This is a genomic window from Microbacterium sp. AC026, assembly GCF_979258475.1.
In genome coordinates, this window is the sequence record NZ_OZ409857.1 from 246,857 (window position 1) to 260,822 (window position 13,966).

The 13,966-nt window shown below is 69.7% G+C and carries 15 protein-coding genes and 2 pseudogenes; all 17 read left to right on the forward strand.

From position 1 onward, the window contains the following. The first annotated feature begins 103 nt into the window (after positions 1-103). The 17 genes and pseudogenes from flgB (at position 104) to ACZZ93_RS01390 (ending at position 13,865) form a co-directional block, all read left to right on the forward strand. Complete coding sequence (gene flgB / locus ACZZ93_RS01310; protein WP_053096341.1) at positions 104-451, forward strand: flagellar basal body rod protein FlgB; 348 nt, start codon at positions 104-106, stop codon at positions 449-451. Next, positions 448-840, forward strand: coding sequence for a flagellar basal body rod protein FlgC (gene flgC / locus ACZZ93_RS01315; RefSeq protein ID WP_053096340.1), 393 nt, complete (start codon positions 448-450; stop codon positions 838-840). The genes flgB and flgC overlap by 4 nt, the downstream gene beginning before the upstream one ends. Beyond that, positions 840-1,157 (forward strand): flagellar hook-basal body complex protein FliE, encoded by a 318-nt coding sequence (gene fliE / locus ACZZ93_RS01320; protein ID WP_056278838.1) that lies wholly within the window; start codon positions 840-842, stop codon positions 1,155-1,157. Before flgC ends, fliE begins: the two co-directional genes overlap by 1 nt. 2 nt (positions 1,158-1,159) lie before the next feature. Next, complete coding sequence (gene fliF, locus ACZZ93_RS01325; protein WP_400341068.1) at positions 1,160-2,800, forward strand: flagellar basal-body MS-ring/collar protein FliF; 1,641 nt, start codon at positions 1,160-1,162, stop codon at positions 2,798-2,800. A 220-nt stretch (positions 2,801-3,020) separates the two neighbouring features. Continuing rightward, a complete protein-coding gene (locus ACZZ93_RS01330) occupies positions 3,021-3,878 on the forward strand; it encodes a flagellar motor switch protein FliG (protein WP_463510327.1) in 858 nt (285 codons plus the stop codon). A gap of 134 nt (positions 3,879-4,012) precedes the next feature. Continuing rightward, complete coding sequence (locus ACZZ93_RS01335; RefSeq protein WP_463510328.1) at positions 4,013-4,651, forward strand: FliH/SctL family protein; 639 nt, start codon at positions 4,013-4,015, stop codon at positions 4,649-4,651. Further along, positions 4,651-5,975: pseudogene (locus ACZZ93_RS01340) on the forward strand (FliI/YscN family ATPase). The gene ACZZ93_RS01335 and the pseudogene ACZZ93_RS01340 overlap by 1 nt, the downstream one beginning before the upstream one ends. Positions 5,976-6,392: 417 nt before the next feature. Then, positions 6,393-6,770, forward strand: a complete 378-nt coding sequence (locus ACZZ93_RS01345; protein WP_463510329.1) for a hypothetical protein — start codon at positions 6,393-6,395, stop codon at positions 6,768-6,770. Beyond that, entirely contained in the window at positions 6,767-8,215 is a 1,449-nt protein-coding gene (locus ACZZ93_RS01350; RefSeq protein ID WP_463510330.1) for a hypothetical protein, read from the forward strand. The genes ACZZ93_RS01345 and ACZZ93_RS01350 overlap by 4 nt, the downstream gene beginning before the upstream one ends. Before the next feature lie 12 nt (positions 8,216-8,227). Continuing rightward, complete coding sequence (locus ACZZ93_RS01355) at positions 8,228-8,710, forward strand: flagellar hook capping FlgD N-terminal domain-containing protein (RefSeq protein WP_463510331.1); 483 nt, start codon at positions 8,228-8,230, stop codon at positions 8,708-8,710. 30 nt (positions 8,711-8,740) lie between these two features. Next, a pseudogene (locus ACZZ93_RS01360) lies at positions 8,741-9,906 on the forward strand (flagellar hook protein FlgE). Positions 9,907-10,026: 120 nt separating this feature from the next. Then, complete coding sequence (locus tag ACZZ93_RS01365) at positions 10,027-10,242, forward strand: flagellar FlbD family protein (protein WP_042541095.1); 216 nt, start codon at positions 10,027-10,029, stop codon at positions 10,240-10,242. A 2-nt stretch (positions 10,243-10,244) separates the two neighbouring features. Then, positions 10,245-11,042, forward strand: coding sequence for a motility protein A (locus ACZZ93_RS01370; RefSeq protein ID WP_187249883.1), 798 nt, complete (start codon positions 10,245-10,247; stop codon positions 11,040-11,042). Continuing rightward, positions 11,039-11,848 carry an OmpA/MotB family protein gene (locus tag ACZZ93_RS01375; RefSeq protein ID WP_463510332.1) on the forward strand — a complete coding sequence of 270 codons (810 nt, stop codon included), beginning with the start codon at positions 11,039-11,041 and terminating at the stop codon, positions 11,846-11,848. The genes ACZZ93_RS01370 and ACZZ93_RS01375 overlap by 4 nt, the downstream gene beginning before the upstream one ends. A 6-nt stretch (positions 11,849-11,854) precedes the next feature. Next, positions 11,855-12,775: a flagellar motor switch protein FliM gene (locus tag ACZZ93_RS01380; RefSeq protein WP_463507926.1), complete on the forward strand. Its 921-nt coding sequence runs from the start codon at positions 11,855-11,857 to the stop codon at positions 12,773-12,775. After that, positions 12,775-13,431, forward strand: coding sequence for a FliM/FliN family flagellar motor switch protein (locus ACZZ93_RS01385; RefSeq protein ID WP_056278829.1), 657 nt, complete (start codon positions 12,775-12,777; stop codon positions 13,429-13,431). The genes ACZZ93_RS01380 and ACZZ93_RS01385 overlap by 1 nt, the downstream gene beginning before the upstream one ends. A 2-nt stretch (positions 13,432-13,433) precedes the next feature. Beyond that, positions 13,434-13,865 (forward strand): flagellar biosynthetic protein FliO, encoded by a 432-nt coding sequence (locus ACZZ93_RS01390; protein ID WP_463510333.1) that lies wholly within the window; start codon positions 13,434-13,436, stop codon positions 13,863-13,865. The last annotated feature ends 101 nt before the right edge of the window (positions 13,866-13,966 follow it).

Here is a 13,966-nt window from a genome sequence, read left to right on the forward strand (position 1 = left end):
CGGTTACGTGACTGCCCGGGTGTCGCGATAGTCGGCACAGAGCACGGATCGCTCGACGATTGGCCAGGGATCGGCCTCTCCACCAACATCCCGGAGTGCCCCCGTGCTCGAATCCGTCACGTCCTCTGCGCTCATCAGCGCGCTCGACGGGCTGGCCCTGCGCCAACGCTCGATCGCTGAGAACATCGCCAACGTCAACACGCCGGGCTACCAGGCCCAGCGCGTGCGGTTCGAGGATGAACTTCGTTCTGCCGTCCAGGGCGGCTCGGGAAGCGTCGCCGCGACGGTCGAGCGCTCGCTCGAGCCGACCAGGCTGAACGGCAACAACGTCAACCTCGACACCGAGACGCTCTCGAACATCGACACCGTGCTGCGTTTCCAGTTCGCGAGTCAGGCGATCGGCGGTCAGGCGGCCTCGATCACCAAGGCGATCGGGCAGGCCTCCGCATGACCTTCGACGCGATCGGCATCGCCGGCACCGGCCTGACCGCGCACCGCAAGTGGCTCGACGCGCTCAGCGACAACATCGCCAACGTGAACACCGCGACACCCGCAGGCCAGGAGGCGTTCCGGGAGAAGTTCGTGACCGTGCAGGCCGGCACCGACAGCCCCGGCGTGTACGTCGCCGGCGTCGTCGAATCCGAGGCCGACGCGAAGCTCGTGTACGACCCCGAGCACCCCTATGCGAACGAGGACGGCTACGTGCAGTACCCGAACGTCGAGCTCGGCGACCAGATGAGCATGCTGATCCTCGCCCAGCGCGGATACGAGGCGAACGCCGCTGTCGTCGACCGGGCGAAGACGACCTACGAGGCAGCGCTGCAGATCGGCCGCAACTGATGTCGGGCATCGAGGCCATCGGCGCCTCCGGTGTCGCGCCGCTCTCGGCGCTCAGCTTCGAGACGGGCCCGGACGCGACCAGCGCTCCTGCCTCCGGCAACGCCTTCGCCACGACGCTCTCGGGGGCGATGGAGAACCTGCAGCAGCTGCAGTCGACGTCGAACGAGCTCGCGGTGCAGGCGGTCACGGGAGACCTGCAGGACATCCATCAGGCGATGATCGCGTCGACGCGCGCCTCGGTGACGCTCGACCTGGTGGTGGCCGTGCGTGACCGCAGCGTCTCGGCGTTCAACGAGATCATGAGGATGCAGGCCTGACGATGCCCAAGATGCTCACGACCTACTACGACCGCGCCAAGCAGGTCGTCTCAGGATTCTCCCTCGCACAGCGCACGATCGCCATCATCGGTGTCGCGCTGCTCGTGATGGGCGCCATCGCCCTCGGCGCGTGGCTCACCAAGCCGCAGATGAGCCCGCTCTTCACCGGCCTGAGCGCCGGCGACGCGTCGGCCGTCGTCGAGCAGCTGAAGTCGGCAGGCGTGACCTACGAGCTCGCCGAGGGAGGCGCGACGATCCTCGTTCCCGACGACCAGGTCTATCCGCAGCGTCTCGCGGCGGCATCCGCCGGGCTGCCCGGCGACACCAGCGAGGGCTACACCCTGCTCGACGAGATGGGTGTGACGGCGAGTGAATTCCAGCAGTCGGTGACCTACAAGCGTGCCATCGAGGGCGAGCTGGCCAGCACGATCGGCGCGATGGAGGGCATCTCGACGGCGTCGGTGCAGCTGGCGATCCCGGAGGAGAGCGTCTTCGTCTCGGAGCAGCAGAGCCCGACCGCATCCGTGTTCGTGAAGACCCGCAACGGCTCAGGGCTCAGCGACGAGAAGATCGAGGCGATCGTGCACCTCACGAGCGCCGCCGTGCCGGGGATGACGCCGGAGGACGTCGCGGTGACCGATCAGGACGGCCGCGTGCTCTCGGCGGTCGGCACCGGGCTCACCGGGAACTCCTCGAAGCAGGCGACGGAGCATGAGGCCAAGGTCGCGGCATCCGTCAGCAAGATGCTCGAGACGATCGTCGGGCCCGGCAACGCGACGGTGACGGTATCGGCCGATGTCGCGAACTCCACATCCGAGCGCATGGACGAGACGTACTCGGCCCCCGAGGGCGAGCTGAGCGCATCGGAGCAGACCAAGACCGAGACCTACAACGGCGGCGAGGGCGGAGGTGCCGGCGTGCTCGGCCCCGACAACATCGCGGTTCCCAACGGCGCCGAGGGGACCGGCGCCTATGAGTTCGAGGAGACCTCTCGCAACAACGCCGTCAACAAGTCGACGGAGAAGACCATCACCCCCGCCGGAGAGGTGACGCGGCAGACCGTCAGCATCGCGCTCAACCGCGGGACGGTCACCGGAGTGACGGCGAACCAGATCGAATCGCTCGTGGCATCTGCGGCCGGGATCGACGTCGAGCGCGGCGACGAGATCGCCGTCGAGTTCGTCGAGTTCAATCAGGCGGGTGCGACGGCGGCGCAGACAGCGCTGCAGGCGGCGGAGGCCGAGCGCGACGCGCAGTTCCAGCAGGAGCTGCTGCGCTCTGCGATCATCGGCGGCGCGATCCTGCTCGCGGCGATCATCCTGATCGTCTTCCTCATCGTGCGCCGCAAGATGAAGCGTCGGGTGATGTACACCGAAGACGGACCGATCGAGTACTTCGCGACGGTCACCGAGAGCGAGGAGCAGAAGCTCCGCTCGCTCAGAGGGCTGAAGGAGGCCGAGGCGATCATCGCCCCGGCGCCGACCAAGCTGCTGCCGTCCGCGTCGGCCGATCTCGACGATGAGCCCGAGCCCGACAAGGTGCTGGTCGAGCGCCGTCGCCGGGAGATCGACGACCTCGCCAAGCGCGAACCCGACACGATCGCCAGCGCACTGGCCGACCTGATGGATGAGGCGACCGTATGAGCGCGCTGACCGAGCTGCTGGACGCGCAGGCCGACACGGTCGAGGTGTCGGCCGTCGAGGCGCCGGCGCCCGTGGCTGCGCCGGAGATGAGCGGACTGCGCAAGGCCGCGATCGTCCTGATGAACATGGATCGCGCCGCCAGCGCCGAAGTGCTCCGCCACCTCGGCGAGGAGCGGTCCGAGATGCTCGCGGCCGAGCTGACACAGCTCGGGGAGTGGACGTGGCCTCGACGGCCCGTGCTCTCGGCGAGTTCCGGCGCATCGCCACCGGCGGCTCGGTGCCGTCGCGCGGCGGACAGGAGCTCGCCACCGGACTGCTCGAGACGGCATTCGGTCGCGATAAGGCGGTCGGGATGGTCGGTCGAGTCATGTCGCAGGGGTCGGTCTCGTTCGACTTCCTCAATGCGGCGGACCCGGCCCAGCTCGCCACGATCATCGAGGGTGAGCTTCCGACCACCGTCGCCGTCGTGCTGGCCAACCTCAGAGCCGATCGTGCGGCGGCGGTTCTCGCCGCCCTGCAGGATCCCCTGCGCACGGACGTCGCTCAGGCGATCGCGACGATGGGCACCGCCACGCAGGAGGCGATCTCGATCGTGGCCGACTCGCTGCGCTCACGCACCGGCGTCTTCGCGATGCGCGACAACCATGAGTCCATCGGAGGCGTGCAGCCTCTCGTCGAGATCATCAACCGCTCGGACACCGCGCTCGAGAAGTCGCTCCTCGCAAGCCTCGAAGGCCGTGATCTCGCCCTGGCCGACGATATCCGCAGCCGCATGGTCACGTTCGCCGACATCGCGCGCCTCGAGGATCGCGACGTCCAGCGGGTGATGCGCGGTATCGACCTGCGCATGCTCGCCCTCGCGCTGAAGGGCGCGGACGACCAGATCACCGACAAGGTGAAGAGCAACATGACGGAGCGCAACCAGGAGAACCTCGCTGAGGAGACCCGAGTCCTCGGTCCCGTGCGCATGCGTCAGGTCGATGAGGCCAGAGCCGAGATCGTGCGCATCATCCGCGACCTGGAAGCCGCGGAGGAGATCACGATCTCGCGCGAAGACGAGGATGAGCTCATCGAGTGATCCCTCTGACGGCAGGTGAGTCGGCCGATCCGGTTACGGACGCAGCCGGGTGTCGCGATAGTGGGTCTGGAGCACGGATCGCTCGACCTACGGGCCACGGACAGGCCTCGCCCTTCGATTCCGAGGTGTCCGCCGTGCTCGATTCCGCCTTCACGCCACTGGTCGTGCCGCGCGTCGGCGAGACGCCCATGGACCTCCGCGGCGAGGCCGACAGGGCCCGCACCCGTGGCTATGCCGACGGCTTCGCCGAGGGCCGCAGGCTCGCCCTCGACGAGGGAGAGGTGCAGCACGCCGCGCAGCAGCAGCGGATGCACGAACTCCAGGAGCTGTACCTGCATGAGCGCGGCTCGGGTCTGCGCGCGTTGGAGAGCGCGCACGCGGCCCTCGACCGCCGCATCGACGAGCTGAGCATGCTCGCCGCCGATCGCATCGAAGAGCTCGCCGTCGCCCTCGCCACCACGATCCTCGGAGCAGAGCTGTCGGATCCGGCACGTTCGGCGGCGCATGCGCTGCGCCGGGCGCTCACGGAGATGCCGGCGGAGCGCTGGACAGAGGTCGCCTTCAGCGAGCAGGACGTCGCAGTCCTGCAGGACGAGATGTCGTCGATCGACGCGTTGCGCGGCATCCGGATCTCCGCCTCTCCGGCCGTGGACAACGGCGGCGCCATCGTCGAGATCGAGAACGGGGCCGTCGACACGCGCATCACGTCGGCGCTCGCCCGCGCGGCCGCAGCACTCGACGGCGACGAACAGGATGCCGAGGTGATCGTGTGATCACCGCGACGCGGTCGTGGAACCGTGCGCTCCTGGCAGCGCGCCCGGAGCGCTCAGGAACCGTGAAAGCCGTGCGAGGGCTCGGCGTCGAGGTGCTGGGCATCGACGGCGCGGTCGGCGACCGCATCCGCATCGACGCGACTGACGGCCGTGTGGTGGATGCCGAGATCGTCGCCGTCGACGGAGCCGCCGCCCGCTGCATGCCGCTGGGCAGGCTCGACGGGATCACCGCCCGTGCCCGGGTGCGGCACGGGGAGCGCCGCTGCAGGTGCCGACCGGACGAGCGCTGCTCGGACGCGTGCTCGACGGACTCGGGCGACCGATCGACGGCAAGGGGCCGCTCGACCGGGGTGTCGCTCCCGTCTCGCTCGACCACGATGCGCCGAGCGTCATGGATCGCCAGCGCATCGATCGTCAGCTCGGCCTCGGCGTCCGCGTGCTCGACACGATGACGCCGGTGGGCTCGGGGCAGCGTCTCGGGCTCTTCGCCGGCTCCGGCGTCGGCAAGTCGTCGCTGATGTCGATGATCGCCCGTGGCTCCACTGCCGATGTGAACGTCATCGCCCTCGTCGGGGAGCGCGGTCGTGAGGTGCGCGAGTTCCTCGAGGACGACCTGGGCCCCGAGGGTCTGGCACGGTCGGTGGTGGTCGTCGCGACCTCGGATCAGCCCGCGATGGCGCGCCTGCGCTCGGCATTCGTCGCGACCAGGATCGCCGAGGCGTTCCGCGACGACGGCCTCGACGTGGTGCTGATGATGGACTCCCTCACGCGCGTCGCCATGGCGCAGCGCGAGATCGGGCTCAGCGCAGGCGAACCGCCCGCCACCCGCGGGTATCCGCCATCGACGTTCTCGGTGCTGGCCCGCCTGCTCGAGCGCGCAGGAACCGGACCCGTCGGATCGATCACCGGCCTGTACACGGTGCTCGTCGACGGCGACGACCACAACGAGCCGATCGCGGACGCCGCGAGAGGAATCCTCGACGGCCATGTGGTGCTCGACCGCGCGCTGGCGATCCGCGGACACTTCCCCGCTATCGACGTGCTCGGCTCGGTGTCTCGCGTCGTGTCGAAGATCACCACTCCTGAGCAGCGTCAGGACGCGGTGATGCTGCGCAGCGTCCTGGCGGCTCGTCGCAGCGCGAACGACCTCATCGAGATCGGCGCCTACCGCCAGGGAGCGAACCCGATGGTCGACGCCGCCCTCGCGCACGAAGGCGCGATCTCGCGCTTCCTCACCCAGCGGATGGACGATCTTGCGGCGTCCGACGACTCCTGGCGGCGGCTCGCCGCCCTCACCACCGACTTCGGAGGACTCACCCCATGACCTTCCCACTGGCTGGCCTGCTGCGCGTGCGCGGCGCCCAGGAGCGTGTCGCCGCCGAGCAGCTGTCGCGTGCGAGCGCGGAACGGGCGCAGGCCGAGCTCGACGAGCAGACCGCGATCTCGAGCCTCGCCGACATCAGCGCGCAGATCGACGATCCACGAGCGCTGATGGCCATGGCCGCCGCTCGCGCCGCGGGACGCAGCACGCTCAGCGATCTGCAGGCGCTCGTCGAGATGAGGCGCGGCACGGAGTCGGAGGCGAAGTCGGCCCACGTCGAAGCGCGGCGCGACCTGAAGGGGCTCGAGCGGCTCGAGAGCACCCACCGCGTGGAGGCGACCAAGGCCGAGCTCGCCGCGGAGCAGTCGGCGCTCGATGAGATCGCTGTGGTCCGCACCGCGCGACGTGAGGGAGCGCCGCATGACCGGGCTCGCGGCGGTGATCGCCCGCGTCGACGCGATCGAGACGCAGATCGTGTCGCTGGATCCGGCAGGCCGCGCGGCGGCGGCGTCGGCTGCAGCGACCGCGACCGCGACCGCGGCGACCGCCGAGACATCGGCGGCGAGCGCGACGACGTTCGCTGGAGTGCTCGAAGCGGCGAAGGCGGCCTCGACCCCGGAAGCACCCGCTGCCGGCCAGAGCCCCCAGACTGTGGCGGCGGCGGCAGCCGGCACGGGAGCGGGCGGCGACGCGAGCGCTGAGGTCATCTCGGCGCTGCAGACGCTGTTCTCGGCCAATGCCACCGGCGCAGACGGCTCGACGGCGTCGATGCAGAAGATCATCGAGATGCTCCGATGACCGCCGTGGGGCTGCTCGCGACGGTGGCGGGTTCGGGAACCGGCGAAACGGAGACAGGTGGACGATCTTCGGCCGTTTCGGGCTCTCTGTTCGGCGACGCGCTGATCGCCGCTGGCCTCGTGCTCGACGGTGCGACGGATCAGGACGCAGCGACGCTCACGCCGGACGGACAGGACGCGCCGACTGCCGAGGAAACTGCGGCATCCGACGACGCGAGCGGGGCAGAGGCGCCGATCGCGACCATGATGCACCTCACCGCGCAGTTCGCTCCGGCCGCGGCTGCGGCGGCCCCTGCATCCACGTCGACGCCTGCGCAGAGGACGCCGGATGCGACGACGCTCGATGGGACGACGCTCGTGCAGACGGCGCCGGAGGCGTCGGAGGCAGCGGGGAGCGCCCGCAGCGCTCTCCCCGCTCCCGCCGCAGCGTCGGGTGAGGCGCGCCCTGCCGAGCTCCCCACAGGCCCGGCCGCGGCAGCCGTCGAGACGGGCGCGACGGTGACCTCCCCGCCTCTCGGCGTGTCGGCGCCGGAACGGACTCCTGCGCCCGAGATCTCATCGGCATCGGCATCGGCATCGGCGTCGGCGTCGGCGAGGGGCGCTGACGGGGCGCCTCCTGTGGCCGGCGCCCGAGTGCGCCCGGAGACCCTGTCGAGCGACGCTCCCCGTGACGCTCCGGTGACGGGTCAGCAGGACCCGGCGGAGGGCGTTGCCGACCCGGCGACATCCTCCGCTGCCGCTGCGGCTCCGCGGTCCGAGTCCCCGCGGAACGCGGCACCGTCGACTCCGATCCCGACCACCGTCGGCGTCTCCGCTGCGTCCGTGATGGGCGGCCAGGCAGAGCCGCTGTCGGCGAGCGACTCCGTCGACCCACTGCCGGGTCCGCAGCCCGGCTCGCCTTCTATGACTCTCGCTGCGGTCGCATCTCCGGCCGCGGCGACGGCCATGCCCGTGTCCTCGCCCGAAGCGGCCGTATCGACCAACCGGGCCGTCGCCGCGCAGGTCGCACCCGTGGTGGTGAGCATCGCGCAGCGCCCGATGGGCACCCATCAGCTCACGATGACGGTGAACCCGGACAGCCTCGGCGCCGTCACCGTGCGCGCGCACATCAGCGCGGCGGGCGAGGTGCAGGTCGAGGTCAGCGGCGCCACCGATGCAGGGCGCGACGCGCTGCGGACCATGCTCGTCGACCTTCGCCGTGATCTCGCCGCGGTGATGCCGCACGCGACTCTCAACGTCTCCCACGGGGCATCGGCGGACACCGCCGGAGACCGCGGCCAGCAGGGCGCGGGCGATGCGTCACCGGAGCAGGGCTCCGGTGATCGCGACGCGCAGCGCGGACGCTCCGACCAGCGCCGCGGGGCCGAGCAGAGCCCCGATCTTTCCCGCATCATCCCGACGACGTCCTCTGCCGCATCCGGTGCAGGGCTCGACATCTTCGCCTGAGAGGACGACCGAATGACTGTCGACGCAGTGACCGCACCGAGCTCCATCCACACGGGAGGCACGACCGATCCCGCAGCCCGCAAGCAGGTGCTCGACGGCGAGGTGTTCCTCAAGCTGCTGGTGACGCAGCTGACCCATCAGGACCCCTCGAGCCCGATGGACACGAACGAGATGATCTCGCAGACGACCCAGCTCGCGATGATGGAGCAGCTCACCACGCTCGCCGACAACGGCGCCGAGGCCTTCGCCCTGAACATGCGTCAGGCGGCGAGCGCCCTGATCGGTCAGGAGGCGAGCTACAAGGACGCCGACGGCAAGACCGTCTCGGGCATCGTGACCAAGGTCTCGTTCGACGGACCGATCCCGCAGGTGACCATCGGCGACAAGACGGTCGCGCTCGACGTCATCACCGGAGTCGCGACCGCACCGACCACCCCCGCACCGACCACCCCCGCACCGACCACCCCCGCTGCGCCCACCCCCGCCGCAGTCTGACCCCGTCTCACCCAGGAAGAGAGAAACCCCATGCTTCGCTCGCTCTACTCCGGAATCTCCGGTCTCCGCTCGCACCAGACCATGCTCGACGTCACGGGCAACAACATCGCCAACGTCAACACGGCAGGGTTCAAGGGCTCGTCCGTGCTGTTCCAGGACTCGCTGTCCCAGCTCATCGGCAACCCGGGCATCCCCGACGACGAGGTCGGCGGTCGCAACCCCGCCCAGGTCGGTCTGGGCGTGCAGGTCGCCGGCGTGCGCACCAACTTCGCTCAGGGTTCGGCCCAGGCGACAGGCCGCGGTGGCGACCTGATGATCTCGGGCGACGGCTTCTTCGCGGTCCGAGCCGGCGGAGAGACCCTCTACACGCGGGCGGGCGGCTTCTCGTTCGACCCCACCGGCAAGATGGTGACCGCCGACGGCTCGATCGTGCAGGGCTGGTCGGCGCAGGACGGCGTGGTGAACACGGGGCAGGCGACGGGCAACATCGTGCTGCCGCTCGAGGCGGTGTCACCTGCGAAGGCGACGACCTCGGCGACGGTGACCGGCAACCTGCCCTCGACCGCCGCGGTCGGTGACGAGCTGGTGCGCGACGTGACCGTCTACGACGCCCAGGGCACGCCGTCGACCCTCAGCCTGACCTTCACGAAGACGGCGGCCGGATGGGACGTGACCGAGCCGACCAGTGGCGCGACGGGGCGCTGACCTTCACCGACGGCAAGCAGGCCGGCGCAGGCCTCACGCTCGCAGCCGGCGCCGTGAGCGTCGACCTGGGTGCGGTCACGGGCTACGCGAACATGTCGACGGTCGCCGTGACGGAGCAGGACGGATCGGCTGCCGGCACGTTGAAGTCCTACAGCATCACCGGCGACGGATCCATCGTCGGCACGTTCAGCAATGGTGCGACGCAGACGCTCGGCAAGATCGCCATGGCGACGTTCGCGAACCCCGAGGGGCTGGAGAAGGCGGGCGGCACGGCCTACCGCGCATCCGTGAACTCCGGAGCTGTGCGCATCGGGGAGCCGGGCCAGGCCGGTTTCGGCAACCTCGTCTCGGGTGCGCTGGAGATGAGCAACGTTGACCTCTCGCAGGAGTTCACCAACCTCATCGTCGCCCAGCGCGGGTTCCAGGCCAACGCGCGCATCATCACCACGAGCGACGAGGTCCTGCAGGAGCTCACGCAGCTCAAGCGCTGATCGCGTGCGCCGACTCGGTCGGACACGCGCGACGAGGCCCGCCCCTGGTTACCGGGGGCGGGCCTCGTCGCGATAGTCGGAGCAGACTTCCCCTCTCATCCGAAGCCCGGAGAACCCCCGATGATCATCGTCACCCGCCTCGACCGCACCCGGTTCGCGGTGAACCCCGACCTGATCGAACGCATCCACGCCTCGCCGGACACCACTCTGCACATGGTCGACGGTCATGTGTACGTGGTCGAGGAGGATCTCGACGCCCTGATCGATCTGATCGTCGCGTACCGGGCGCGCGTGCTCGGCGCAGCCCAGGCACTGACCTCGCAGACGGGGGCATGACGGTGGATCCCGCATTCATCATCGGGGTGATCCTGGCGTTCGGCGCGCTGGTGGCGATGATCACGATGGAGGGGGCGAGCTTCGAGGCTCTGCTCATTCCGGCGCCGATGATCCTCGTGCTCGGCTCGACGATCGGCGTCGGCATCGCCAGCCACACCCTCCGCGACACGATCCTCGCTGTGAAGAGCCTCGGGCGCATGGTCAGGGGCCCGAAGATGACGCCGGAGGCGGTCATCCCCTTCCTTGTGGGGTATGCCGAGAAGGCCAGGGGCGAAGGTCTGCTGGCACTGGAGCAGGAGCTCGACTCGGCACCCGATGCCTTCACCCGACAGGCGCTGCAGGCCCTCGCCGACGGAACGGATGCCGAGGATCTGCGCACGGTCATGGATGACGAGATCGCCGCGACATCGTCGCGCAACCGCGTGGCATCGAAGTTCTTCGGCTCGCTGGGCGGATATGCGCCCACGATCGGGATCGTCGGCACCGTCGTCTCGCTGACGCACGTGCTCGAGAAGCTCGACGAACCCGACCACCTCGGGCCGATGATCGCCGCGGCCTTCGTCGCCACGCTCTGGGGTCTGCTCTCGGCCAACTTCATCTGGAACCCGATCGCCGGTCGCCTCGGACGGATCGGAGCCGTCGAGCTCGAGCGGATGACCCTGGTCTCGGAGGGCATGCTCGCCATCCAGGCCGGAAGCGCACCGCACCTGCTCCAGGAGCGTCTCGAGGCGCTGTCGACCGTGAAGCCCAAGGCCACCAAGAAGAAGCGCGAGCCCGAACGGGCAGAGGGCGTGCAATGAGCACAGCCCGTCGAGCTCGCGGTCGCGGGCACGAAGATGACTCGCACGACGAGCCGGACGAGCGCTGGGCCGTCTCGTACGCCGACATGGTCACGGTTCTGATGTGCCTGTTCATCGTGCTCTTCGCCGTGTCGAACGTCGATAAGACGAAGTTCGAACTGCTCGCGAACAGCCTCGCCACGGGGTTCGGGCAGGAGAGCACCGAGGGCGGTGCCGACACGGCCGAGGGCGTGATCGTGCCGCCTGAACTGCAGGACGATGACGGGGTGGTCGACCTCGCGGCGCGGGCCGAGATCGAGTTCGAGTCGCTCGAGGGACTGCGCGATCGCATGAGCACCTCGCTAACGGCACAGGGCCTGCAGGACACGGTGCAGTTCGTCATCGACGACCGGGGGCTCCAGGTGGGGCTGGTCGGCGCAGAGACGTTCTTCGCCGACAACAGCACCGACCTCTCGGCGAAGGCGGACGCCGTGCTCGACACGATCGGAGACGTGCTCGTCACGGTCGACAACCAGGTGAGTGTCGAGGGGCACGCCGACCACCGCGTCTCCGCCGCACCCTTCGCCACCAACTGGGAGCTGTCCGGCGGGCGCGCGACCCAGGTGGCGCGGTTCCTCGTCGAGCACGAAGGCGTCGGAGGACCCCGTGTGAAGGCGACGGCGTTCTCGGACACCCGACCCATCGTGCCGGGCGACACCCCTCAGGCGCTGGCCAGCAACAGACGCGTCGACATCATCGTCGAATCGAACGAAGAAGAGCAGGTGAGAGCGCTGATACCCGCTCTTGCGGCTGCTGCGAACAACTGAGCTCACGTGAACACCACCGTCGAGGAGACCGTCATGACCGCATCCGCCGTGCTCGATGACCCCGCCCTGCGCCATCCGGCATACGATTTCGGACGCCCCGCCCAGCTCGGACGCGAGAGCACCCGCCATCTCGAAGCGGCCTTCGAGTCGTTCGCCCGGCTGTGGTCGTCCCAGCTCACGGCGAAGATCCGCGTGCGCGCCCACCTCGCACTCGAGACCGTCGAGCTCGTGTCGTACGAGGAGTACGCCGACACCCTGCCCGGGACGACGGCCATGGTCGCCGGCTCGTTCGCCGACCGCGACGAGCCGTGCGTCGTGCAGTTCGGCCTCGACAGCGCCCTGCTGTGGGTGGTGCAGATGATGGGCGGCAGGAGCACGTCGCTTCCCGAAGCCCGCACCTTCACGCCGATCGAGCTCGCCCTCGTCCGCAACCTGATGGAGGGCACCTTCGAGCACCTCCACGCCAGCCTCGGCGCCCTGCTCCCTGGTGCACCGCGCTTCACCGCGGTGCACTACAACCCCCAGTACATGCAGGTCATCTCCGCGACGGCGGCGGTGATCGTCGCCCGATACACCATGCGTCTCGGCGATTCCGAGTCGACCGCGACGGTGATGCTGCCAGCGACCGCGGTCGTCGACCGCCTCGCGGCCACGGGATCGGACGCGGCATCGGCGCATTCGACGGATCAGACCCTGGAGCAGGTGCGCAGCACGCCGTTGGAGCTGACGCTGCGCCTCGCGCCCATCACGATCGGCACCGGAGAGATCCTCGATCTCGCACCGGGCGACCTGCTGCGCCTGCCTCACCCCGAGACCCGGCCGTACGAGCTCATGGCCGGGCAGACCCGGATAGCTCTCGCGACACCGGGCAGCAGAGGCTCGCGCCTCACCTGCAAGATCACGACCACCCATGAGGAGACCCACTGATGAGCACCTTCCACGAGACCGCCATCGCCGCGGCGATCGCCGGCAAGCTGCCGTTCGGCTACCCCGTGATCCCCGCACCGTCGACCGACCCCGGCGCGTCGGGCGACGCGGTGGTCGTCACCTTCACGGGCAGCCCCGGGGCCCGCATCGCGATCCAGGTCGTCGACCCGTCGCAGCTCGAGGACGGCTCCAAGAACGCTCAGCTGGCCGATCGCCTGCACCCGATCTTCGAGGCGGCCGCCGCCGTGCTCGGCAGCGGCTCGCTCGGCGACGGAGCCGTGGTCGACGCCGCCGAGGTCTTCACCGACTCCGGGACCCAGGTGTTCGACATGGTCGACGCCGACGGCAGCGTCGTGGCGCGTGCATCCGTGCGCATCGACGGAGCCAGGGCGGCATCCGCGTCGGGTCCGCAGCGGCTCAACCGCATCGCGGGGGTCGAGATGGAGCTCGTGGTCGAGATCGGGCGCACGCGGATGCCGGTGCGCGACGTGCTCTCGCTCGAGCCGGGCCGTGTGGTCGAGCTCGACCGCGCCGCCGGGTCTCCCGCCGACATCAAGCTCAACGGCCGACTGATCGGGCACGGCACGGTCGTCGTCGCCGAGGGCGACTTCGCGATCCGCGTCGAGCGCATCCTCGACAGCGCCGAGACGGTCTGAGCGTGGACGACATCCTCGTCGCGCTCCGTGCGATCGTCGCGCTGGGAGCGGTGCTCGGGCTGCTGCTCTTCCTGAGCCGCCGCCTGCAGAAGTCGCAGGCGAAGGGCGTGAGTCCGCTGGCAGGGCTGATGCCGAAGAAGCTCGCCAAGCTGACCGAGCTCGTGCCGACGCGGCCCGCCGCGGCGCCGCGTGCGCGCCCGGAGAAGATCACCGTGGTGGCGAGGTCGGGCATCGGCGGCAAGGCACAGCTCGTCGTGGCGGAGTTCGGCGGCATCCGCTACGTGCTCGGCGTGACGGAGCACGGGATCAACGTCGTCGACACCCAGGAGGCTCCTCCTCTCGAGCAGGAGGAGGTCGTCTCCTCGGGCGTACGGTCCGCCTCCGTCGAGATGCCCGATGACATCGTCGACCGCGCACTGCGCTCGGTCGCCTGACCCGCGGTCAGCGCATCGGTCGACGCGGTTACCTGCACCTCGTGATGTCGCGATAGTCGACTGCGAGCACGGATCGCTCGACCCCCTGGCTACGGATCGGC

Coding starts and splice junctions, on each gene's coding strand:
- ACZZ93_RS01350 (WP_463510330.1), top strand. CDS start 6,767: ATGACCGCCGTGGGGCTGCTCGCGACGGTGGCGGGTTCGGGAACCGGC.
- ACZZ93_RS01365 (WP_042541095.1), top strand. CDS start 10,027: ATGATCATCGTCACCCGCCTCGACCGCACCCGGTTCGCGGTGAACCCC.
- fliE (WP_056278838.1), top strand. CDS start 840: ATGTCGGGCATCGAGGCCATCGGCGCCTCCGGTGTCGCGCCGCTCTCG.
- ACZZ93_RS01375 (WP_463510332.1), top strand. CDS start 11,039: ATGAGCACAGCCCGTCGAGCTCGCGGTCGCGGGCACGAAGATGACTCG.
- ACZZ93_RS01385 (WP_056278829.1), top strand. CDS start 12,775: ATGAGCACCTTCCACGAGACCGCCATCGCCGCGGCGATCGCCGGCAAG.
- ACZZ93_RS01355 (WP_463510331.1), top strand. CDS start 8,228: ATGACTGTCGACGCAGTGACCGCACCGAGCTCCATCCACACGGGAGGC.
- flgC (WP_053096340.1), top strand. CDS start 448: ATGACCTTCGACGCGATCGGCATCGCCGGCACCGGCCTGACCGCGCAC.
- ACZZ93_RS01345 (WP_463510329.1), top strand. CDS start 6,393: ATGACCGGGCTCGCGGCGGTGATCGCCCGCGTCGACGCGATCGAGACG.
- fliF (WP_400341068.1), top strand. CDS start 1,160: ATGCCCAAGATGCTCACGACCTACTACGACCGCGCCAAGCAGGTCGTC.